The following is a 21,683-nucleotide window of genomic DNA, read 5'->3' as shown; positions in this document are numbered from 1 at the left end:
TGTGGGAGAGGGCATCAGGCCGCATATAATTACAACTTCGCAAACACCTTACGTGCTGCGTCGATGGTGTTGTTGATATCTTCTTTGCTGTGCGCCACAGACATAAAGCCCGCTTCAAAGGCAGACGGCGCCAGATACACGCCTTCTTCCAGCATCAGGTGGAAGAAACGCTTAAAGCGTTCAACATCGCACTTCACCACGTCCTGATAAGAGGTCACGGTTTTTGCATCGGTGAAGAAGATCCCAAACATCCCGCCCACGTGGTTCACTACCAATGGAATACCTGTCTCTTCTGCGGCGTTCAGCAGGCCGTTTGCCAGCTGCGTGGTCAGGTCGGTCAAGGTTTTGTGGATACCCGGTTGCGCCACTTCGTTCAGACAGGCGAAGCCCGCGGCCATCGCGATAGGGTTACCAGAGAGCGTACCCGCCTGGTAAACCGGCCCGGTTGGCGCCAGCGCTTCCATCACGTCCTTACGACCACCAAACGCGCCGACCGGCATCCCGCCGCCGATGATTTTGCCAAGGCAGGTCAGGTCTGGTTCAACGTCGTAGTAAGACTGCGCGCCCGCCAGCGCCACGCGGAAACCAGTCATCACTTCATCGATGATCAGCAGTGCGCCGAATTCGTCGCACAGTGCGCGCAGGCCCGGCAGGAAATCAGGCTGAGGTGGGATGCAGTTCATGTTGCCAGCAACCGGTTCAACGATGATGCAGGCAATCTCTTGCGGATATTGCTCGAAAGCTGCGCGAACGGAGCTAAGATCGTTATAGGTGCAGGTCAGAGTGTGTTTGGCGAAGTCGGCAGGTACGCCCGGGGAGTTCGGCTGGCCCAGCGTCAGGGCGCCAGAACCGGCTTTCACCAGCAGACAGTCTGCATGACCGTGGTAGCAGCCTTCAAATTTGATAATTTTGTCGCGGCCGGTAAAACCACGCGCCAGGCGGATAGCGCTCATGGTGGCTTCCGTACCGGAGTTCACCATACGCACCATATCCATTGTCGGCACCAGTTCGGTCACCAGCTCCGCCATTTTGACTTCCATCTCGGTTGGCGCGCCGAAGCTCAGGCCGCGCTGAGCCGCTTCAATGACCGCATTGCGGATAGACGGATGGTTGTGTCCCAGCACCATCGGGCCCCAGGAGCCAACGTAATCAATATAGGCTTTGCCATCGACATCATACAGATACGCGCCGTCAGCACGTTCGATAAACAGCGGCGTGCCGCCTACACCGGTAAAAGCGCGCACAGGCGAGTTCACACCCCCCGGGATAAGCTCGCGGGCTGCACTGTAGAGGTTTTCAGACTTGCTCATTGCGTCATTCCTGGTTCGTAGAAATAAGGTAAGGTGGCTATTCTAAGTGATTCCCGGAAGGTTATGAAATTTTTGCCCCATTAATGCATAAACAATTGTTAAGGATTTTTCAGGGGACGCGGAAGCTGTGTCTGGTAAAATCCTTGCGGCGATTTGTATGATTAAAAAGAACAGGCAATGAAAGCAGACATCCCCTCATTTGAAGAACAACAATTTGCGCGCGCACGGCACCGTATCAGCATCAGGCGGCTGCTCAATCGCGACAAAACACCGCTGGCTATTTTGCTGGCCGCCGCCGTGGTGGGTACGCTTGCCGGGCTGGCTGGCGTGGCCTTTGAGAAAGCAGTGAATGCCGTGCTCAACTGGCGCATTGGCACAGTGGCAGGGTATGCGGATAACGGATGGCTGGTCTGGGTGTCGGCGTTTGGTTTGTCTGCCCTTTTTGCCATGGCAGGCTATTTTCTGGTACGCAAATTTGCACCAGAGGCCGGTGGTTCGGGTATTCCTGAGATTGAAGGGGCGCTTGAAGAGCTGCGTCCGGTGCGCTGGTGGCGGGTGATCCCGGTTAAATTTATCGGTGGCATGGGCACTCTGGGGGCAGGAATGGTGCTCGGACGAGAGGGGCCAACGGTACAGCTCGGTGGGAACGTAGGGCGCATGGTGGGCGACATGTTCCGGATGCGCAGCGCCGAAGCACGCCATACATTGCTGGCAACCGGGGCCGCAGCCGGGCTATCCGCAGCGTTCAATGCGCCGCTGGCCGGGATCCTGTTCATTATTGAAGAGATGCGCGCCCAGTTTCGCTACAACCTGATCTCAATTAAAGCGGTGTTTACTGGCGTTATTATGTCGAGCATTGTCTTTCGCATTTTTAACGGCGAAGGTGCGGTGATTGAGGTGGGTAAACTCACCAATGCACCGGTGAATACCCTGTGGCTCTATCTGGTGCTCGGCATGGTTTTTGGTGTTGTCGGCCCGTTGTTTAACACCCTTATCTTACGCGCACAGGATATGTTCCAGCGTATTCACGGCGGAAATACTACCAAATGGGTTCTGGTGGGTGGCCTGCTCGGCGGGATGTGCGGCATCCTCGGCGTGATTGAACCGAACGCCGCTGGCGGTGGTTTTGGCCTGATCCCCATCGCGGCGGCGGGTAATTTCAGCGTTGGACTGCTGCTGTTTATGTTTATCTCACGCGTGATCACTACGATTCTTTGCTTCTCCTCCGGTGCGCCGGGAGGCATTTTTGCGCCAATGCTGGCGCTCGGCACCCTGCTTGGGACGGCTTTTGGCACAGCCGCCGCCGCGGGATTCCCGGCGTATCACCTTGATGCGGGAACATTCGCGGTTGCCGGAATGGGGGCGCTGCTGGCTGCTTCCCTGCGCGCGCCGTTGACCGGGATCGTGCTGGTTCTGGAAATGACAGACAATTACCAGCTCATTTTGCCAATGATCATTACCTGTCTCGGGGCGACACTATTAGCCCAATTCCTGGGTGGAAAACCGCTATACTCCACCATTCTTGCTCGTACCCTGGCAAAACAAGAGGCAGAACAGGCCTCGACGCAGAATACTTGAATGAATTACCAGGGTATTAGATAATGAAAAAAAGAATTGGGTGATTTTTGCCCAATCGCAGTAAGCAGTATTCATGGGAGCATAAGATGAGTGATGACGTAGTCGCTGTGCCGCTGGAATTTACCGAAGCCGCAGCCAACAAAGTGAAAACCCTGATTGCCGACGAAGACAATCCGGATCTGAAACTGCGTGTATATATTACCGGTGGCGGCTGTAGCGGCTTCCAGTATGGTTTTACCTTTGACGACCAGGTTAACGATGGTGATATGACTATCGAGAAACAGGGCGTTGCGCTGGTGGTTGACCCGATGAGCCTGCAATATCTGGTGGGCGGTGCGGTTGATTACAGCGAAGGTCTGGAAGGTTCGCGCTTTGTGGTAACGAACCCGAACGCGACAAGCACCTGTGGGTGTGGTTCTTCTTTCAGTATCTAAGACAAAAACGGTAACCTGATGGTTACCGTTTTGCTTTTACCTGCCATTCTCATCCAGCGCAAATGTTGGCAATTTAAGGTGCCAGCGTATTGCCGCTAAACGTATACCCAGCGTCACCACCATCCCCAGCATGGCTGAGATTTCCAGCGGTAAAGCAAAGGTATAGTAGGCCGTAGCGTGAACAATTCCGCCAGCAATGCAGGCTGTTGCGTAGATTTCTGTTCGCAGGATCATCGGGATTTCACGTGCCAGAATATCGCGGATGATCCCGCCGCCCACACCCGTTAAAACGCCCATGCAGATAGCGACCATTGGCCCCGTGCCCGCATTGAAGGCTTTATTGACGCCAATCCCGACAAACACCGCAAGACCCACGGCATCCAGTACCGGCAGTATCCATTTAGGCAGCCTGCGCGGCTGGCGCACCAGCGCAATCGTGAGCAGGCAAGTGACCATCGCCACCACCAGATCGGTAGGGTCTTTTACCCAAAACACCGGGCCATTAGCCAGTGCCATATCGCGGATCGTTCCTCCGCCGACAGCCGTCACCACGCCCAATACCAGCACGCCAAACGGATCCATGCGTAATTTCCCGGCCAGCAGAACGCCGGAGATAGCAAAAACGGCTGTGCCAAGTATATCCAGCCAATACACGAGCATCGTTAAATCCTCGAACTGTTCAGGTCTATATCTACGTTAATGACTCTGTGCCAGTGCGGCGCAGAGCTGTTTTGCGGCGAGGATAATACGCGGGCTGGCGCGTTCAAACCAGTCACTGTTTAGTGGTATCACCGGTATTTTTAACTGGCCCTGCCAGAATTGTTCAACTTTAGGAATTTCGCTTGCACTCCCGACCACCACAATGGCCTGCGGTTGTCGCGCCAGAACTTGTTCCCGGCTGACCTGAGGCCATGGCACCCGGCTCGCAGCAAAGATATTTTCACCGCCACAGACCTCCAGCACCTGATTCTGGATAGAGCCTTGCCCGGTGGTAAACAGCGGCTGGCTACCAAATTGCAGGAAGACGCGTTTTTTCGTGGTCGTATCGTATTTCGCTTTTAATGCAGCATAGTCGCGAAGCATATTTTGAGCGGCAAGCTCAGCTTTTTGCGGCGCAGGGCTAAAAGGTGCCAGGTCGCGCAGCGCCTGAGCAACTTGCTCAATGCTGACCGCATCAATCCACATCACCTTAATTCCCAGCGAGCTCAGCTGGTTGACTTGCCGCTCTGCATTACCCCCGCGCCAGGCTAATACCACGTCTGGTTTAAGCGCCACAATGCGTTCAAGGTTCATACCTTGCCATGTCGAGACTTGCTCAATGCCTGCGGCCTGTGGGGGATAATCCGAAAAACTGCTTACGCCAACGGGCGTGATCCCGGCCGCAAAGGCCAGTTCAGTATTGGCGGGGGAGAGCGTAATCACACGCGGCGCAGCGTAAAGCCATGCCGGTGCGAGCAGAAGCAGGGCGCCCAGCGCCCTAAGGGTGTTCTTACCCACGTGCCAGTTTCTGCACCAGGGTTTCTACCATCACGGTAGATTGTTTTGCCGCAACGGCCAGGAACTCATCAAAGCTCAGGTGAGACTGCTGATCGGCAACGTCGGAGATGGCACGAACCACCACGAACGGTACGCTGAAGTTATGGCAAACGTGCGCAATGGCAGTGGCTTCCATCTCAACGGCAACCGCCTGAGGGAAGTTGTGACGAATTTTCGCCAGACCCACGGAACCGTTGATGAACGCATCACCGCTGACAATCAGACCGCGCACGGCGTTGAGGTTCAGTTCGGCAATGCAGCTTTCTGCTGCAGCAACCAGTTTGTCATCCGCTTTAAAACCTGCCGGGCAACCCGGAAGCTGACCATATTCGTAACCAAAGGCGGTGACATCGGCATCGTGGTAACGCGCTTCATCGGAGACCACAATATCACCCACTTTCAGCGTTGGCGCCAGGCCACCCGCAGAACCGGTGTTAATGATGACATCTGGCTTGCAGCGTTCCAGCAACAGTGTCGCGCCAAGCGCAGCAGCAACTTTACCGATGCCTGATTTCAGCAGAGCAACCTCAACACCATTCAGCTGGCCGGTATAGATCTCACAACCACCAAGAGAGAGGGTCTGACGGTTCTCAATTTTGTCACGCAGCAGCGTAACTTCTTCTTCCATTGCACCAATAATGCCGATTTTCATAGATTTACTCGCGATGTGCCTTGTTAAGATGCATAGTCTATCATGGGCTTTAGTGGAAGCGCATTTCTCACGCGGGGGAGCACATGGCGCAGATCGATTTTCGCACCAAAATTAACTGGCATCGCCGTTTCCGTTCTCCGCAAGGAGACAAGAGTGAACACGAGATCCTGCGCATTTTTGAAAGCGATCGTGGGCGTATCATTAACTCGCCCGCGATACGTCGCCTACAACAAAAAACCCAGGTGTTCCCGCTCGAACGTAACGCGGCAGTGCGCACCCGGCTGACGCACTCGATGGAAGTGCAGCAGGTGGGGCGCTACATTGCCAAAGAGATTTTAAGCCGTCTCAAAGAGCAGCGATTGCTGGAAACGTATGGCCTTGATGAGTTGACTGGCCCGTTTGAAAGCATCGTCGAGATGGCCTGCCTGATGCACGATATCGGGAACCCGCCCTTCGGCCATTTCGGTGAAGCCGCCATTAATGACTGGTTCAAACAGCGTCTTTTCCCCTCTGATGCAATAAGCCAGCCGCTAAGCGATGACCGTTGTATTGTCCGGGACCTGCGTTTACGAGAGGGCGAAGAAGCGCTTAACGAACTGCGACGTAAGGTTCGCCAGGATCTGTGCCACTTTGAAGGGAATGCGCAGGGCATCCGGCTGGTGCATACCCTGATGCGCATGAACCTGACCTGGGCGCAGGTGGGGTGCATCCTTAAATATACGCGCCCGGCGTGGTGGATGGGTGAACCCCCGGTATCACACAGTTATTTGATGAAAAAACCGGGCTATTATTTATCCGAAGAAGTTTATATTGAACGGCTGCGTAAAGAACTTTTACTGACGCCAAATGGCCGCTTTCCCTTAACCTGGATTATGGAAGCCGCAGACGATATTTCCTATTGCGTGGCCGACCTTGAAGATGCCGTTGAGAAAAGAATATTCAGCGTTGAGGAACTTTATCAGCATCTTCATGAAGCCTGGGGAAAACATGAAAAAGGTTCTTTGTTTGCTCAGGTTGTCGAAAATGCATGGGAAAAATCACGCTCAAATTCACTGAGCCGCAGCACAGAAGACCAGTTCTTTATGTATTTGCGGGTCAACACGCTAAATAAGTTGGTTCCCTACGCGGCCTCACGTTTTATTGATAATCTGCCGTTGATTTTTAGCGGGGAATTCAATCATGCGCTGCTGGAGGACGATAGCGATTTTAGCCAACTTCTTGAACTGTATAAGAATGTGGCCATGCGCCATGTGTTCAGCCATCCCGATGTTGAACAACTCGAGTTACAGGGTTATCGGGTGATCAGTGGTCTGCTGGAAATTTATCGGCCGTTGCTACAATTATCGGTCGACGAATTTAGCGAGCTGGTGGAAAAAGAACGCGTGCGTCGTTTACCGATTGAATCCCGGTTGTTCCATAAACTTTCGACCCGGCATCGTCTTGCTTATGTTGAGGCGATTAGCAAGATAGACCGCCATTCTGCTCAGTGGCCAGTGCTGGAATATTATTATCGCAGCCGCCTTATTCAGGACTATATCAGCGGGATGACGGATTTGTATGCCTGGGATGAATACCGCAAGCTGATGGCGGTCGAATAAATGCGGAGTTTTGTAAAGACGGCCAATAAATTTTTACTTTTTCCATAAACTTCATCCCGGAACTAAGCGGTATAAAACGAATCTGAGTTACACAGCAATTTTGCGTTATCTGTAAATCGAGATTGAGAAACATGAAAAAAACCACATTAGCAATGAGTGCACTGGCTCTGAGTTTAGGTTTAGCGCTGTCTCCTCTGTCTGCTTTTGCAGCCGAGACCGCGTCTTCGGCAGCAACCGCGCAGCAGATGCCAAGCCTGGCACCGATGCTCGAAAAAGTGATGCCATCGGTGGTAAGTATTAACGTTGAGGGCAGCACGACCGTCAACACGCCGCGGATGCCGCGTAACTTCCAGCAGTTCTTTGGCGATAACTCGCCGTTCTGCCAGGACGGTTCGCCATTCCAGAGCTCCCCGTTCTGTCAGGGCGGTGGCGCGGGCGATGACAGCCAGGGCGGTAACGGTGGCGCCCAGCAACAGAAATTTATGGCGCTTGGATCGGGTGTCATCATTGACGCAGCAAAAGGCTATGTCGTCACCAACAACCACGTTGTTGATAACGCCAGTAGCATCAAAGTTCAGTTGAGCGATGGGCGTAAGTTTGATGCGAAAGTCGTGGGTAAAGATCCGCGTTCTGATATCGCGCTGATCCAGATTCAGGATCCGAAAAACCTGACGGCGATTAAAATTGCCGACTCCGATGCACTGCGCGTTGGTGATTACACCGTGGCTATCGGTAACCCATTCGGTCTGGGTGAAACCGTGACCTCGGGTATTGTCTCAGCGCTCGGTCGTAGCGGCCTGAATGCGGAAAACTACGAGAACTTTATCCAGACGGATGCGGCGATTAACCGCGGTAACTCCGGTGGCGCGCTGGTTAACCTCAACGGTGAACTGATTGGTATCAACACCGCGATTCTGGCACCAGACGGCGGTAACATCGGTATCGGTTTTGCTATCCCGAGTAACATGGTGAAAAACCTGACCGCGCAGATGGTGCAGTATGGTCAGGTGAAACGCGGTGAGCTGGGTATCCTCGGGACTGAGCTGAACTCTGAGCTGGCAAAAGCGATGAAAGTTGATGCCCAGCGCGGCGCATTCGTAAGCCAGGTGATGCCGAACTCGTCCGCTGCGAAAGCGGGTATCAAGGCGGGTGATGTCATTACCTCCCTGAACGGAAAACCTATCAGTAGCTTCGCCGCACTGCGTGCAGAAGTGGGTTCAATGCCGGTGGGCAGCAAAATTACCCTCGGCCTGCTGCGTGATGGCAAACCTGTAAACGTAAGCCTTGAGTTGCAGCAGAGCAGCCAGAACCAGGTTGACTCCAGCACCATTTTCAGCGGCATTGAAGGCGCTGAAATGAGCAACAAGGGCGAGGATAAAGGTGTGGTGGTGAACAACGTGAAAGCGAATTCACCGGCTGCCCGTATCGGTCTGAAAAAAGGCGATGTGATCATGGGTGCGAACCAGCAACCCGTGAAAAACATCGCTGAATTGCGCAAAATTCTCGACAGCAAACCTTCAGTGCTGGCGTTGAATATTCAGCGTGGCGACTCCTCACTCTATCTGCTGATGCAGTAATCCCCCTAAGCCCCTGCTCGTTGCTGAGCAGGGGTTTTCTCGTTTCTGTGACCCTTTCCACAAGTCCATACTTATTCCCCTGACTTTGTGCATTCGCACAATGCGGCAGTGATTGAACTCCCCTATGCTTGAGCTCTGCTCACAGGAGGGTTACATGGCTGGCTGGCATCTTGATACCAAAATGGCGCAGGATATCGTGGCGCGCACCATGCGCATCATTGATACCAATATCAACGTAATGGATGCCCGTGGGCGCATTATCGGCAGTGGCGATCGTGAACGCATTGGGGAATTGCACGAAGGTGCGCTGCTGGTGCTCTCTCAGGGGCGCGTGGTGGATATCGACGATGCGGTGGCGAAACACCTCCATGGCGTTCGCCAGGGCATTAACTTACCGCTGCGACTTGAAGGCGAAATTGTCGGGGTGATTGGCCTGACCGGGGAACCAGAATCGCTGCGTAAATATGGCGAACTGGTCTGCATGACGGCAGAAATGATGCTTGAGCAGTCGCGCCTCATGCACCTGCTGGCGCAGGACAGCCGGTTGCGCGAAGAGCTGGTCATGAATCTTATTCAGGCGGAGGAGCACACCCCTGCACTCAGCGAGTGGGCGCAGCGTCTGGGCATTGATCTTAATCAGCCGCGCGTAGTGGCGGTGATTGAGGTGGACAGCGGCCAGCTTGGCGTGGACAGCGCCATGGCGGAGCTACAGCAGTTGCAAAATGCGCTGGCAACACCAGAGCGCAACAACCTGGTGGCGATTGTTTCCCTGACCGAGATGGTCGTGCTCAAACCCGCGCTCAATCAGTTTGGCCGCTGGGATGCAGAAGATCACCGTCGCCGGGTTGATCAACTTATCGCCCGGATGAAAGAGAACGGCCAGCTTCGTTTTCGCGTGGCGCTGGGGAACTACTTTACCGGACCGGGCAGCATTGCCCGTTCGTGGCGAACCGCACGCACTACTATGATGGTGGGCAAGCAACGAATGCCCGAGAGCCGTAGCTACTTCTATCAGGATCTGATGCTGCCAGTCTTGCTCGACAGCCTGCGCGGTGGCTGGCAGGCCAATGAACTGGCGCGCCCGTTAGTGCGACTGAAAGCAATGGATAACAACGGCTTGCTGCGCCGTACATTGCAGGCATGGTTTCGCCATAACGTGCAGCCACTGGCAACATCGAAAGCGCTGTTTATCCATCGTAATACGCTGGAATACCGGCTTAACCGGATCTCGGAACTGACGGGGCTGGATCTGGGGAATTTTGACGACAGGCTGCTGCTGTATGTGGCATTACAGTTAGATGAGCAGAGATGAGGGTTTTACCCTCTCCCTGTGGGAGAGGGCCGGGGTGAGGGCATCAGGCCGCACCCAACTTATTTATTGCGAGTTAACTTCTCAAGATCGGCTTCAATTTCGCTGATCTTGTTAGTGACGACGCTTTCCAGATGACGCAGGTCATCAAGGATCTTACGTTTGAGATCGACTTCGGTGCGATCGCGCTGGCAGATCTGATCGAGTTCATCGATCACATAGCGCAGGTTCGGGCTAATTTCCTGAACCTCTTTGTATCCCTGACCGATGCCATCGGCCACGACGGTCTTACGCTGGCGTGGGTATTTGAACTTCACGCTCTTGGCGAAAAACTCTCCTTTATCTTTGTGAAAATAGATTTTCAAAATATCGTTATTGGCTTCCTGACGGAGGCTGTAACGATCAATTTCATCAGGATTGGTAATGCCCAGACTTTTCAGATTATCGTACATAGCGGTACCCTTGATCTCAACATAACCTTTGAATAATTAACGAAAAAATCTATTTTCGCCACCCTCAGATACAAAAAAAGCGGGGTTGCCCCCGCTTTTTGTTATACCCGATTAATCGATGGTGCGCAGCAGTTCGTTGATACCCACTTTGCCGCGCGTTTTCGCATCGACTTTCTTCACGATAACCGCGCAGTAAAGGCTGTATTTGCCATCTTTTGACGGCAGGTTACCGGAAACAACTACGGAGCCCGCTGGGACGCGACCGTAATGCACTTCGCCGGTTTCACGGTCATAAATGCGGGTGCTCTGGCCGATGTAAACGCCCATGGAGATAACAGAGCCTTCTTCCACGATCACGCCTTCAACCACTTCAGAGCGTGCGCCGATGAAGCAGTTGTCTTCGATGATGGTTGGGTTCGCCTGGAGAGGCTCCAGAACGCCACCGATGCCCACGCCGCCGGACAGGTGGACGTTTTTACCGATCTGCGCGCAAGAACCCACTGTTGCCCAGGTATCCACCATGGTGCCTTCGTCAACGTAAGCACCGATGTTCACGTAGGATGGCATCAGCACGGTGTTGCGTGCGATGAATGCGCCCTGACGAACTGCCGCTGGTGGAACCACGCGGAAACCTTCTTTCTGGAAGCGCGCTTCGTCGTAGTCAGCGAATTTCATCGGGACTTTATCGAAGTAGCGGCTTTCTGCTCCGTCGATAACCTGGTTATCGTTGATACGGAAAGAGAGCAGCACGGCTTTTTTCAGCCACTGATGAGTTACCCACTGACCGTTGATCTTTTCTGCTACACGCAGTGCACCGGAATCCAGCAGGGAAATCACCTGGTTAACGGCTTCACGGGTAACGGTATCCACATTTGCCGGGGTAATCTCGGCGCGACGCTCAAAAGCGGACTCAATAACGTTCTGTAACTGCTGCATTGTTTACTCTTTCCATTTCACTAAAAAACACGTCACCCTTTATCGTTTGGATTGAGGGCTGCTGTCAACCGTTGTTGCACTTCAAGTTGCAGGTCATTATTAAGGGCACGCCGGTCGGCGGTCGCGATTATAAATAAATCTTCTACTCGCTCGCCAATGGTTGTAATTCTGGCCCCGTGAAGCGAAATTCCCAGATCGGCAAAAACCTGGCCCACGCGGGCGAGTAGCCCTGGCTGGTCGAGCGCGATCAGCTCCAGGAACGATTTACGATCGGTATGGGTCGGCAGGAAATTGACCTCGGTATCGACGGTAAAGTGCCGTAATTTCGCAGGCTGACGGCGCGGCTGCGGCGGCTGCCAGCTGTGCTGGGTAATCGCCTGCTCCAGGCCAAAGCGTATCCCTTCGTGCCTGTCCGGCGACAACGGGCTGCCATCCGGCTCCAGCACAATAAAGGTGTCCATCGCCATGCCGTCGCGGGTGGTAAAAATCTGCGCGTCGTGAACGCTCAGGTTTCGCCTGTCTAGCTCGGCGCAGACGGCGGCAAACAGATAGGCTCGGTCCGGGCTCCAGATAAAGATCTCCGTACCGCCGCGCGTGGCCTGCGGGCTCAGCAGGATCATCGGCTTCGACAAGTCGTGCTTTAGCAGATGCCGTGCATGCCACGCCAACTGGTTTGGGCTGTGGCGGACAAAGTAGTTGGCACGACAGCGCGCCCATATCTGATGCAACGCCTCTTCATCAATGTTATCCATCCGCAGCAACGCCAGCGCCTGTAGCTGGTGATGGCGCACCCGCTCGCGCATATCCGGGGTATTTTGCATTCCGCGGCGCAGCTGTTTCTCGGTGGCGAAGTAGAGTTCGCGCAGCAGGCTTTGCTTCCAGCTGTTCCACAGCGTTTCGTTGGTGGCACAGATATCTGCCACCGTCAGGCAGACCAGATAGCGCAGGCGGTTTTCCGTCTGCACCTCTTCGGCGAACTGCTTAATCACTTCAGGATCCTGGATATCACGGCGCTGGGCGGTGACCGACATCAGCAGGTGGTGGCGTACCAGCCAGGCCACAAGCTGCGTTTCTCGTGAATTGAGTCCATGCAGTTCGGCAAATTTCAGGACATCCTGCGCCCCGAGTACCGAGTGGTCGCCACCACGGCCTTTAGCAATGTCGTGGAACAGGGCGGCAATCAGGATAAGTTCCGGGTGCGACAGGCGTGGCCACAGCTCAACGCACAGTGGATGACGAGAACGGGTCTCTTCCTGAGCAAAGCTTTCCAGCTTGAGCATGACGCGTATCGTGTGTTCATCCACCGTGTAGGCATGGAAAAGATCGAACTGCATCTGGCCGACGATATGTGACCACTGGGGCATGTAGGCCCACAATACACTGTGACGGTGCATTGGCAGCAGGCCACGGCTCACTGCACCCGGATGACGGAGCATACTGAGGAACAGTGAACGCGCTTCCGGGATATAGCACAGGGGCTGTGTCAGATGACGACGGGCATGGCGCAGATGACGCAGGGTTGTGGAGTAGATCCCGGTGATCGCGCTGTTACGAACCATGGTGTAGAACATGCGCAGGATCGCTTCTGGCTCACGAATGAACAGCGTTTCGTCGCGCAGATCGATAAGTGTGCCGCGCAGCTGGAATTCGTCATCAATCGGGCGCGGTTTTTCGTCTGCCGTCAGCGCCAGGATCGCCTCATCGAACAGTTGCAACAGCATCTGGTTCAGCTCGGTGACGCGGCGAGTCACACGGAAGAAATCCTTCATCATATGCTCGACCGGCTCGTTGCCTTCGCCGCTGTAGTTCAGGCGCTGGGCAACGCTGAGCTGGCGATCAAACAGCAGGCGGTTGTCATAGCGATTCAGTTCCAGATGCAGGGCAAAGCGGATACGCCAGAGCAGGTGCAGACATTCATTCAGTTCATTACGTTCGGCTTCGGTCAAAAAGCCGAACCCTACCATTTCATCCAGTGAGGTCGCGCCGAAATGGCGCCGGGCCACCCACTGCAACGTGTGGATGTCGCGCAGGCCGCCAGGGCTACTTTTGATATCGGGCTCGAGGTTATAGCTGGTGCCGTGGTAGCGCTGATGGCGCTGGTTTTGCTCTTCGACCTTCGCGGCAAAGAACTTTTCAGATGGCCAGAAGCCGTCGCTGAAAATGTGTTTCTGTAGTTCCAGGAATAGCGCAACATCGCCAATCAACAGGCGGGTTTCAATCAGATTAGTGGCAACGGTAAGGTCAGATAACCCTTCGAGCAGGCACTCTTCAAGTGTGCGCACGCTATGACCGACTTCCAGCTTTACATCCCAGAGCAGCGTCAACAGCTCGCCAATTTTTTGCGCCTGGTCGTCCGGCAGCTTCTTGCGGCTTAAGATCAGCAGGTCGATATCGGAAAGCGGATGAAGTTCACCCCGACCATAGCCCCCGACGGCCACCAGTGCGACATCGCTAATCTGCCCGAAACCGTAATCGATCCATAAACGTTGCAGCAGCTGGTCGATAAATTCAGTTCGCGCTTCTATCAACTGTTCGGCAGAGATACCCGCGTCGAAAGCACTGCCCAGCCAGCGCTGGAAGACATCCATATGCGCTTTGATGTCGGCACAGGTCAGCTCACGCTGCGGCCAGACGCCGGGGTTATCGGGCTGATCGGGGAGGGTGGGAAGTGCTGTGTTAGCATACTGTTCGGGTAAAAGATTACTCATCGCGTGCCACCCATAAGAAAAAGCTATCACCATTAAAAAAGCCGGCATTTGCCGGCTTTTTATCATTCGTTGTGCGTCAGTATCGCCGGGATGGTGTCATCCTTGCGCAACGTCATAATTTCGCAGCCGTTGTCTGTCACCACAATAGTATGCTCGTACTGCGCAGACAAGCTTCTGTCTTTGGTTTTCACCGTCCAGCCATCTTTCATGGTACGGATGCGGTAGTCGCCAGAGTTGACCATCGGTTCAATGGTGAAGGTCATCCCTTTTTGCAGCACCACGCCACCGTCATCGGCATCATAGTGCAGAACCTGTGGTTCTTCGTGGAAGACGCGGCCAATGCCGTGACCGCAATATTCGCGAACCACAGAGAAGCCTTCGGCTTCAACGAATTTCTGAATAGCCGCGCCAATGGTGCGCAGACGGATGCCCGGCTTAACCATTTTCAGCGCCAGGTAGAGACTTTCCTGCGTTACTTTGCACAGGCGCTCACCCAGAATAGTTGGTTTGCCGACGATGAACATCTTTGAGGTGTCACCGTGATACTCGTCTTTAATAACGGTGACGTCGATGTTGACGATGTCGCCATCTTTCAGCAGCTTTTCGTCATCCGGAATACCGTGGCAAACCACTTCATTAATAGAGATGCAGACGGATTTCGGGAAACCGTGATAGCCGAGGCAGGCGGAGACTGCCTGCTGCTCGTTCACGATATAGTCATTACAAATACGATCCAGCTCGCCGGTGCTGACGCCCGGTTTCACGAACGGCTCGATCATTTCAAGCACTTCAGCGGCCAGACGACCGGCGACGCGCATCTTTTCAATTTCTTCAGGTGTCTTAATAGAGATAGCCATGTAATCTGTCCATCGGTGTCGATTTTTTCGACAATACTAGTTCAAGTGTCGTCAATGGTATCAGTCAGGCGCACCCCGTGCCAAATTGAGAATCATTAACAGCACACTCAGCCAACAACTGTTGGTGTCTGGCCGTGTTTTGTGGTATAAAGCGCGCCGGACTTCCGATCCATTTCAGATACACAGGCTGGACGGAAGCGACAAATCTCACTTTGTGTAATAACACACACGTATCGGCACATGTTCCGGGGTGCCCTTTGGGGTCGGTAACATGGGATACGTGGAGGCATAACCCCAACTTTTAATATAGAGGTTTTAAACATGGCAACTGTTTCCATGCGCGACATGCTCAAGGCTGGTGTTCACTTTGGTCACCAGACCCGTTACTGGAACCCGAAAATGAAGCCTTTCATCTTCGGCGCACGTAACAAAGTTCACATCATCAACCTTGAGAAAACTGTACCAATGTTCAACGAAGCCCTGGCTGAGCTGAACAAGATCTCTTCCCGTAAAGGTAAGATTCTGTTCGTTGGTACTAAGCGCGCTGCAAGCGAAGCTGTGAAAGATGCTGCTAACAGCTGCGATCAGTTCTTCGTGAACCATCGCTGGTTGGGCGGCATGCTGACCAACTGGAAAACCGTTCGTCAGTCAATCAAACGCCTGAAAGATCTGGAAACCCAGTCTCAGGACGGTACTTTCGACAAGCTGACTAAGAAAGAAGCGCTGATGCGTACTCGTGAACTGGACAAGCTGGAAAACAGCCTGGGCGGTATCAAAGATATGGGCGGCCTGCCAGACGCGCTGTTCGTAATCGATGCAGACCACGAGCACATCGCAATCAAAGAAGCTAACAACCTGGGTATCCCAGTATTCGCTATCGTTGATACCAACTCCGATCCGGACGGTGTTGACTTCGTTATCCCGGGTAACGACGATGCAATCCGTGCTGTTAGCCTGTACCTGAGCGCTGTAGCTGCTACCGTTCGTGAAGGCCGTTCCCAGGATCTGGCTTCTCAGGCGGAAGAAAGCTTCGTAGAAGCTGAATAATAAGGTTTCACCCCTTATTAGTACCGTGTATGAATAGGGGCCAATTATCGGCCCCTTTTTTCAATTTATACTGTTTGGCTTCTGGCCGGGCAGTTCACATCTCCCGAGGATTTAAGAATGGCTGAAATTACCGCATCCCTGGTAAAAGAGCTGCGCGAGCGTACTGGCGCAGGCATGATGGATTGCAAAAAAGCGCTGACTGAAGCGAACGGCGACATCGAGCTGGCAATCGAAAACATGCGTAAATCCGGTGCGATCAAAGCAGCTAAAAAAGCAGGCAACGTTGCTGCTGACGGCGTGATCATCACTAAGATCGACGGCACCTACGGCATCATTCTGGAAGTTAACTGCCAGACTGACTTCGTTGCTAAAGATGGCGGTTTCCAGGCATTTGCGAACAAAGTACTGGACGCAGCTATTGCTGGTAAAATCACTGACGTTGAAGTTCTGAAAGCACAGTTCGAAGAAGAACGTGTTGCTCTGGTTGCTAAGATCGGTGAGAACATCAACATTCGTCGCGTTTCTTCTCTGGAAGGTGACGTTCTGGGTTCATACCAGCACGGTGCTCGCATCGGTGTTCTGGTTGCTGCTAAAGGCGCTGACGAAGAGCTGGTTAAACAGCTGGCAATGCACATCGCTGCAAGCAAGCCAGAATTCGTTAAACCAGAAGACGTGTCTGCTGAAGTGGTAGAAAAAGAATACCAGGTTCAGCTGGATATCGCGATGCAGTCTGGTAAGCCAAAAGAAATCGCAGAGAAAATGGTTGAAGGCCGCATGAAGAAATTCACCGGCGAAGTTTCTCTGACTGGCCAGCCTTTCGTAATGGATCCAAGCAAGTCTGTTGCTCAGCTGCTGAAAGAGCACAACGCTGACGTAACTGGCTTCATCCGCTTCGAAGTGGGCGAAGGCATCGAGAAAGTTGAGACTGACTTCGCAGCAGAAGTTGCTGCAATGTCCAAGCAGTCTTAATGATTGAAAAGGAGCCGCCTGAGGGCGGCTTCTTTTTGTCACCCGTCATACAAAATCAGACAGGTTACTGTATCCCTGCGCTGGTTTGCGACATAACATGTCGCCAGAATTAACCCCATCTTAATCGTTGACAGTCTCAGGAAAGAAACATGGCTACCAATGCAAAACCCGTGTACAAACGCATTCTGCTTAAGCTGAGTGGCGAAGCGCTGCAGGGAACGGAAGGCTTCGGTATTGACGCAAGCATCCTTGACCGCATGGCGCAGGAAATCAAAGAGCTGGTTGAACTGGGCATCCAGGTCGGTGTGGTCATTGGTGGTGGTAATCTTTTCCGTGGCGCTGGTCTGGCGAAAGCAGGTATGAACCGCGTTGTGGGCGACCACATGGGGATGCTGGCAACCGTGATGAATGGCCTGGCAATGCGTGATGCGCTGCATCGTGCCTACGTGAATGCCCGCCTGATGTCCGCTATTCCCCTGAATGGCGTGTGCGATAACTACAGCTGGGCGGAAGCGATTAGCCTGCTGCGTAACAACCGCGTGGTGATCCTCTCCGCCGGTACGGGTAACCCGTTCTTTACTACCGATTCCGCAGCCTGCCTGCGCGGTATCGAAATCGAAGCCGACGTGGTGCTGAAAGCGACCAAAGTCGATGGCGTGTTTACTGCCGATCCGGCAAAAGATCCGTCTGCTACCATGTACGATCAGCTGAGCTACAGCGAAGTACTGGATAAAGAGCTGAAAGTAATGGATCTTGCCGCCTTCACGCTGGCTCGCGACCATAAACTGCCAATTCGTGTCTTCAATATGAACAAGCCTGGCGCGCTGCGTCGCGTGGTAATGGGCGAAAAAGAAGGCACTTTGATCACGGAATAATTTCCGTTGGCGATAAATACAGGTAAGATTCCGCTTTAATTTGTAGTGGTATCTTACCTGGGCGCGCCTTTGGCGTTGTCATGAATTAAACGCGACTATACTTAGCACACCTGTAGCAGCTGTGCTGGCGGATAGTCTGCCTGAGACAAGTTTTCAAGGATTCGTAACGTGATTAACGACATCAGAAAAGATGCTGAAGTACGCATGGACAAATGCGTAGAAGCGTTCAAAAACCAAATCAGCAAAATTCGTACTGGCCGTGCTTCCCCAAGCCTGCTGGATGGCATCGTGGTGGAATACTACGGCACGCCAACCCCACTGCGTCAGCTGGCTAACGTCACTGTTGAAGACACCCGTACGCTGAAAATCAACGTATTCGACCGTTCTATGGGCCCGGCAGTAGAAAAAGCGATTATGGCTTCCGATCTGGGTCTGAACCCAAGCTCTGCGGGCACTGATATCCGTGTTCCACTGCCTCCACTGACGGAAGAGCGTCGTAAAGACCTGATCAAAGTTGTTCGTGGCGAAGCTGAGCAGGGTCGTGTTTCCGTGCGTAACGTGCGTCGCGACGCGAACGATAAAGTTAAAGCATTGCTGAAAGACAAAGAAATCAGTGAAGATGACGATCGTCGTTCCCAGGACGACGTACAGAAACTGACTGACGCAGCCATCAAGAAAATTGATGCGGCGCTGGCAGATAAAGAAGCGGAACTGATGCAGTTCTGATTTCTGTCGTACACTGACAAACGCCGTTCAGAGAGCCTAAGTGGCTTGCTGGCGGCGTTTTGCTTTTATCTGGTCTAACATTTTCCGGGCATCTCATGAAGCATTTAACTCTCCTCGGCTCAACCGGCTCTATTGGTTGCAGCACTCTCGACGTTGTTCGCCATAATCCTGACATCTACACCGTGACTGCCCTCGTGGCCGGAAAGAACGTGCAGCGTATGGTTGAGCAGTGTCTGGAGTTTGCGCCTCGCTATGCGGTAATGGATGACGAGGGCAGTGCTCGCCAGGTGAAAGCCTTGCTGGAAGAGAAGGGCAGTCGTACCGAAGTGTTGAGCGGGCAGCAGGCGGCTTGCGAAATGGCTGCGCTGGATGAAGTTGATCAGGTGATGGCGGCAATCGTCGGCGCGGCAGGGCTTCTGCCGACGCTTGCCGCTATTGATGCCGGTAAAACGGTATTGCTGGCAAATAAAGAGTCATTGGTGACCTGCGGGCGTCTGTTTATGGATGCTGTAAAACAGCGCGGGGCGCGTCTTTTGCCGGTAGACAGCGAGCACAACGCGATTTTTCAGAGTTTACCTCAACCTTTTCAACAGAACCTGGGGTACGCTGACCTGGAGCAAAATGGCGTTGTGTCGATTCTGCTTACCGGGTCTGGTGGCCCGTTCCGGGAAACTCCACTGTCTGAACTGCGCGCAATGACGCCGGATCAGGCGTGTCGTCATCCGAACTGGTCGATGGGGCGTAAGATCTCCGTTGATTCTGCCACCATGATGAACAAAGGTCTGGAATACATTGAAGCTCGCTGGCTGTTTAACGCATCGGCGAAACAGATGGAAGTGCTGATCCACCCGCAATCGGTGATTCACTCGATGGTGCGTTATCAGGATGGGAGCGTACTGGCACAATTGGGCGAGCCGGATATGCGTACACCTATCGCGCACTCAATGGCGTGGCCAAATCGTGTGAAATCGGGCGTAAAACCCCTCGATTTTTGCAAGTTAGGCTCACTGACCTTCAGCGAGCCCGACTATGACCGCTACCCGTGTCTGAAACTTGCCATGAATGCGTTTGACCAGGGGCAAGCGGCGACGACAGCACTCAATGCAGCCAATGAAATTACCGTTGAGGCATTTCTGAATCAGCAAATCCGCTTTACCGATATCGCGGCACTGAATTTGTCGGTGCTTGAGATGATGGATTTGCGTGAACCACAGAGTGTGGAAGAGGTACTGGCAGTGGATGAACAGGCTCGTATTATTGCGCGTAAACAGGTGACACATCTCGCAAGCTGGTGATAAAGCAACCACTAGTGGTCGTGCTATTTGTTAGCGTAGGGCTTCAGTGATATAGTCTGCGCCACCTGATCGCAGGAATTTGACTTTATGTGGTCAGGTAAGCCGTGGTTTGACACGGCTTTTTTATGTATAGGCTTCAGTATTCCTGAGTACCGTTAAATCCTTTTCAGGGACTAAAAACGCGTTATGTTGTCTGCGAATCAACCAATAAGCGAAAACTTGCCAGCTCATGGCTGCCGTCATGTAGCAATCATCATGGATGGCAATGGCCGCTGGGCGAAAAGACAAGGGAAGATAAGAGCCTTTGGGCATAAAGCCGGGGCGAAATCTGTTCGCCGCGCCGTTTCTTTTGCCGCCAATAACGGCATTGATGCGTTAACGCTCTATGCTTTTAGCAGTGAAAACTGGAATCGACCTGCGCAGGAAGTTAGTGCGTTGATGGAATTGTTTGTGTGGGCGCTCGACAGCGAAGTAAAAAGCCTGCATCGCCACAACGTCCGCCTGCGTATTATTGGCGAAACCAGTCGTTTTAACTCACGTTTGCAGGAACGAATTCGTAAAGCAGAAGCGTTGACTGAAAATAATACCGGTCTGACGCTCAATATCGCGGCGAATTACGGCGGACGCTGGGATATTATCCAGGGTGTTCGGCATTTGGCCGAACAGGTTCAGGAAGGGCTGTTGAGACCCGACCAAATTGATGAAGAGGCGCTGGGTCAGCAAATCTGCATGAATGAACTGGCTCCCGTGGATTTGGTAATTAGGACAGGGGGGGAGCATCGCATAAGTAACTTTTTGCTTTGGCAAATAGCCTATGCCGAACTTTACTTTACGGATGTTCTCTGGCCCGATTTTGATGAACAAGACTTTGAAGGTGCGCTGCATGCCTTTGCCAATCGAGAGCGTCGTTTCGGTGGCACCGAGCCTGGTGGCGACAACGCCTGATGGGGGTAGCTTTTGCTGAAGTATCGCCTGATTTCCGCTTTTGTATTAATACCCATTGTCATTGCGGCGCTGTTTTTACTGCCCCCAGTGGGATTCGCGATTGTTACGCTGGTGGTGTGTATGCTCGCCGCGTGGGAATGGGGACAGTTTAGCGGCTTTACTTCGCGTACTCAGCGGGTATGGCTGGCGGTGATCTGTGGCTTTATTCTGGCCCTGATGCTGTTTACGTTGCCTGAATATCATCATGATATTCATCAACCGCTTGTTGCTGGCGCGCTTTGGGTGTCGCTGGGCTGGTGGGTCGCTGCGCTGTTACTGGTGCTTTTTTATCCAGAATCCGCGGCGCTATGGCGTAATTCTAAAGTTTTACGCCTTATTTTTGGCCTGCTCACAATTGTTCCTTTTTTCTGGGGTATGCTCGCGCTGCGCGCATGGCACTATGACGACAACCACTACAGCGGCGCGCTATGGCTGCTCTACGTGATGATTCTCGTCTGGGGGGCTGACTCAGGTGCTTATATGTTTGGTAAACTGTTTGGCAAACATAAACTCGCACCGAAAGTCTCTCCGGGGAAAACCTGGCAAGGATTCATCGGCGGCTTGTTTACGGCAGCGATTATCTCCTGGGGCTACGGCGTCTGGGCGAATCTTGAGGTTGCACCGTCAACCTTGCTGGTATGCTCTATTTTCGCTGCGCTGGCCTCTGTTTTGGGTGATTTAACCGAAAGCATGTTTAAGCGCGAAGCAGGGATCAAAGATAGTGGTCACCTTATCCCAGGACATGGCGGTATACTGGATCGCATTGACAGCCTGACAGCGGCTGTTCCAGTGTTTGCTTGCCTGCTTTTACTGGTATTTGGGACGATTTAACGGAAGGTT

General features: G+C 53.2%; 20 protein-coding genes. 12 read left to right on the top strand and 8 right to left on the bottom strand.

Annotated features, from left to right (window positions below; genetic code table 11):
- Positions 1-29 precede the first annotated feature (29 nt).
- Complete coding sequence (gene hemL / locus ACS603_RS21770; protein WP_182059624.1) at positions 30-1,310, bottom strand: glutamate-1-semialdehyde 2,1-aminomutase; 1,281 nt, start codon at positions 1,308-1,310, stop codon at positions 30-32.
- Positions 1,311-1,487: 177 nt separating this feature from the next.
- Between hemL and clcA the strand changes: the two genes are divergently transcribed.
- Together clcA and erpA are read left to right on the top strand one after the other, a co-directional pair.
- Positions 1,488-2,888 (top strand): H(+)/Cl(-) exchange transporter ClcA, encoded by a 1,401-nt coding sequence (gene clcA, locus ACS603_RS21765; RefSeq protein ID WP_315687942.1) that lies wholly within the window; start codon positions 1,488-1,490, stop codon positions 2,886-2,888.
- An 86-nt stretch (positions 2,889-2,974) separates the two neighbouring features.
- Positions 2,975-3,322: an iron-sulfur cluster insertion protein ErpA gene (gene erpA, locus ACS603_RS21760; protein WP_014068960.1), complete on the top strand. Its 348-nt coding sequence runs from the start codon at positions 2,975-2,977 to the stop codon at positions 3,320-3,322.
- 36 nt (positions 3,323-3,358) lie between these two features.
- Here erpA and ACS603_RS21755 read toward each other — a convergent pair whose 3' ends face one another.
- Genes ACS603_RS21755 through mtnN form a run of 3 tightly spaced genes read right to left on the bottom strand, consistent with a single transcriptional unit; the run spans position 3,359 to position 5,510 of the window.
- Positions 3,359-3,982, bottom strand: coding sequence for a TRIC cation channel family protein (locus ACS603_RS21755; RefSeq protein WP_182059626.1), 624 nt, complete (start codon positions 3,980-3,982; stop codon positions 3,359-3,361).
- 36 nt (positions 3,983-4,018) lie between these two features.
- Positions 4,019-4,819 carry a vitamin B12 ABC transporter substrate-binding protein BtuF gene (btuF, locus tag ACS603_RS21750; RefSeq protein WP_474944921.1) on the bottom strand — a complete coding sequence of 267 codons (801 nt, stop codon included), beginning with the start codon at positions 4,817-4,819 and terminating at the stop codon, positions 4,019-4,021.
- Positions 4,812-5,510 carry a 5'-methylthioadenosine/S-adenosylhomocysteine nucleosidase gene (gene mtnN / locus ACS603_RS21745; RefSeq protein WP_166717914.1) on the bottom strand — a complete coding sequence of 233 codons (699 nt, stop codon included), beginning with the start codon at positions 5,508-5,510 and terminating at the stop codon, positions 4,812-4,814. Before mtnN ends, btuF begins: the two co-directional genes overlap by 8 nt.
- A gap of 83 nt (positions 5,511-5,593) precedes the next feature.
- On the opposite strand from mtnN, the gene dgt reads away from it, so the two are divergent.
- The 3 genes from dgt (at position 5,594) to cdaR (ending at position 9,997) form a co-directional block, all read left to right on the top strand.
- Positions 5,594-7,108 (top strand): dGTPase, encoded by a 1,515-nt coding sequence (dgt, locus tag ACS603_RS21740; protein ID WP_315687944.1) that lies wholly within the window; start codon positions 5,594-5,596, stop codon positions 7,106-7,108.
- A 131-nt stretch (positions 7,109-7,239) separates the two neighbouring features.
- Positions 7,240-8,685: a serine endoprotease DegP gene (degP, locus tag ACS603_RS21735; RefSeq protein WP_182059629.1), complete on the top strand. Its 1,446-nt coding sequence runs from the start codon at positions 7,240-7,242 to the stop codon at positions 8,683-8,685.
- A 154-nt stretch (positions 8,686-8,839) separates the two neighbouring features.
- Entirely contained in the window at positions 8,840-9,997 is a 1,158-nt protein-coding gene (cdaR, locus tag ACS603_RS21730; RefSeq protein ID WP_014068966.1) for a DNA-binding transcriptional regulator CdaR, read from the top strand.
- 59 nt (positions 9,998-10,056) lie between these two features.
- Here cdaR and ACS603_RS21725 read toward each other — a convergent pair whose 3' ends face one another.
- From ACS603_RS21725 to map, 4 genes are all read right to left on the bottom strand, one after another.
- Complete coding sequence (locus ACS603_RS21725; RefSeq protein ID WP_010426739.1) at positions 10,057-10,446, bottom strand: DUF3461 family protein; 390 nt, start codon at positions 10,444-10,446, stop codon at positions 10,057-10,059.
- 111 nt (positions 10,447-10,557) lie between these two features.
- The gene (gene dapD / locus ACS603_RS21720; RefSeq protein WP_014068967.1) at positions 10,558-11,382 is read right to left on the bottom strand and encodes a 2,3,4,5-tetrahydropyridine-2,6-dicarboxylate N-succinyltransferase; all 825 of its coding nucleotides are present in this window, start codon (positions 11,380-11,382) and stop codon (positions 10,558-10,560) included.
- Between the two features lie 32 nt (positions 11,383-11,414).
- Positions 11,415-14,090 carry a bifunctional uridylyltransferase/uridylyl-removing protein GlnD gene (gene glnD, locus ACS603_RS21715; protein WP_182059630.1) on the bottom strand — a complete coding sequence of 892 codons (2,676 nt, stop codon included), beginning with the start codon at positions 14,088-14,090 and terminating at the stop codon, positions 11,415-11,417.
- Positions 14,091-14,152: 62 nt separating this feature from the next.
- Complete coding sequence (gene map, locus ACS603_RS21710; protein ID WP_182059631.1) at positions 14,153-14,947, bottom strand: type I methionyl aminopeptidase; 795 nt, start codon at positions 14,945-14,947, stop codon at positions 14,153-14,155.
- Positions 14,948-15,268: 321 nt separating this feature from the next.
- Here map and rpsB point away from each other — a divergent pair, with 321 nt between their 5' ends.
- From rpsB to cdsA, 7 genes are all read left to right on the top strand, one after another.
- The gene (gene rpsB, locus ACS603_RS21705; RefSeq protein ID WP_003856207.1) at positions 15,269-15,994 is read left to right on the top strand and encodes a 30S ribosomal protein S2; all 726 of its coding nucleotides are present in this window, start codon (positions 15,269-15,271) and stop codon (positions 15,992-15,994) included.
- 117 nt (positions 15,995-16,111) lie between these two features.
- Positions 16,112-16,963, top strand: coding sequence for a translation elongation factor Ts (gene tsf / locus ACS603_RS21700; protein ID WP_032616612.1), 852 nt, complete (start codon positions 16,112-16,114; stop codon positions 16,961-16,963).
- Positions 16,964-17,112: 149 nt separating this feature from the next.
- Complete coding sequence (pyrH, locus tag ACS603_RS21695; protein ID WP_006173609.1) at positions 17,113-17,838, top strand: UMP kinase; 726 nt, start codon at positions 17,113-17,115, stop codon at positions 17,836-17,838.
- 168 nt (positions 17,839-18,006) lie between these two features.
- On the top strand, positions 18,007-18,564 hold the full coding sequence (frr, locus tag ACS603_RS21690) for a ribosome recycling factor (protein WP_182059632.1): 558 nt from the start codon (positions 18,007-18,009) through the stop codon (positions 18,562-18,564).
- Positions 18,565-18,659: 95 nt separating this feature from the next.
- Positions 18,660-19,859, top strand: a complete 1,200-nt coding sequence (gene ispC / locus ACS603_RS21685; RefSeq protein ID WP_315687945.1) for a 1-deoxy-D-xylulose-5-phosphate reductoisomerase — start codon at positions 18,660-18,662, stop codon at positions 19,857-19,859.
- A 186-nt stretch (positions 19,860-20,045) separates the two neighbouring features.
- Positions 20,046-20,804, top strand: a complete 759-nt coding sequence (ispU, locus tag ACS603_RS21680; RefSeq protein WP_182059634.1) for a (2E,6E)-farnesyl-diphosphate-specific ditrans,polycis-undecaprenyl-diphosphate synthase — start codon at positions 20,046-20,048, stop codon at positions 20,802-20,804.
- A 12-nt stretch (positions 20,805-20,816) separates the two neighbouring features.
- Positions 20,817-21,674 (top strand): phosphatidate cytidylyltransferase, encoded by an 858-nt coding sequence (gene cdsA, locus ACS603_RS21675; RefSeq protein WP_182059635.1) that lies wholly within the window; start codon positions 20,817-20,819, stop codon positions 21,672-21,674.
- Positions 21,675-21,683 lie beyond the last annotated feature (9 nt).

It is taken from the genome of Enterobacter sp. Li2LvB3, assembly GCF_056156645.1.
The sequence above is the reverse complement of the archived record's forward strand: the minus strand, read 5'-3'. Positions and strand labels throughout refer to the sequence as shown.

Excerpts from the sequence above, each read along its gene's own strand:
- glnD (WP_182059630.1), bottom strand. The coding sequence starts at position 14,090 with ATGAGTAATCTTTTACCCGAACAGTATGCTAACACAGCACTTCCCACC.
- erpA (WP_014068960.1), top strand. The coding sequence starts at position 2,975 with ATGAGTGATGACGTAGTCGCTGTGCCGCTGGAATTTACCGAAGCCGCA.
- ispC (WP_315687945.1), top strand. The coding sequence starts at position 18,660 with ATGAAGCATTTAACTCTCCTCGGCTCAACCGGCTCTATTGGTTGCAGC.
- dapD (WP_014068967.1), bottom strand. The coding sequence starts at position 11,382 with ATGCAGCAGTTACAGAACGTTATTGAGTCCGCTTTTGAGCGTCGCGCC.
- ispU (WP_182059634.1), top strand. The coding sequence starts at position 20,046 with ATGTTGTCTGCGAATCAACCAATAAGCGAAAACTTGCCAGCTCATGGC.
- rpsB (WP_003856207.1), top strand. The coding sequence starts at position 15,269 with ATGGCAACTGTTTCCATGCGCGACATGCTCAAGGCTGGTGTTCACTTT.
- mtnN (WP_166717914.1), bottom strand. The coding sequence starts at position 5,510 with ATGAAAATCGGCATTATTGGTGCAATGGAAGAAGAAGTTACGCTGCTG.
- hemL (WP_182059624.1), bottom strand. The coding sequence starts at position 1,310 with ATGAGCAAGTCTGAAAACCTCTACAGTGCAGCCCGCGAGCTTATCCCG.
- map (WP_182059631.1), bottom strand. The coding sequence starts at position 14,947 with ATGGCTATCTCTATTAAGACACCTGAAGAAATTGAAAAGATGCGCGTC.
- ACS603_RS21725 (WP_010426739.1), bottom strand. The coding sequence starts at position 10,446 with ATGTACGATAATCTGAAAAGTCTGGGCATTACCAATCCTGATGAAATT.
- ACS603_RS21755 (WP_182059626.1), bottom strand. The coding sequence starts at position 3,982 with ATGCTCGTGTATTGGCTGGATATACTTGGCACAGCCGTTTTTGCTATC.
- pyrH (WP_006173609.1), top strand. The coding sequence starts at position 17,113 with ATGGCTACCAATGCAAAACCCGTGTACAAACGCATTCTGCTTAAGCTG.
- clcA (WP_315687942.1), top strand. The coding sequence starts at position 1,488 with ATGAAAGCAGACATCCCCTCATTTGAAGAACAACAATTTGCGCGCGCA.
- cdaR (WP_014068966.1), top strand. The coding sequence starts at position 8,840 with ATGGCTGGCTGGCATCTTGATACCAAAATGGCGCAGGATATCGTGGCG.
- tsf (WP_032616612.1), top strand. The coding sequence starts at position 16,112 with ATGGCTGAAATTACCGCATCCCTGGTAAAAGAGCTGCGCGAGCGTACT.
- degP (WP_182059629.1), top strand. The coding sequence starts at position 7,240 with ATGAAAAAAACCACATTAGCAATGAGTGCACTGGCTCTGAGTTTAGGT.
- dgt (WP_315687944.1), top strand. The coding sequence starts at position 5,594 with ATGGCGCAGATCGATTTTCGCACCAAAATTAACTGGCATCGCCGTTTC.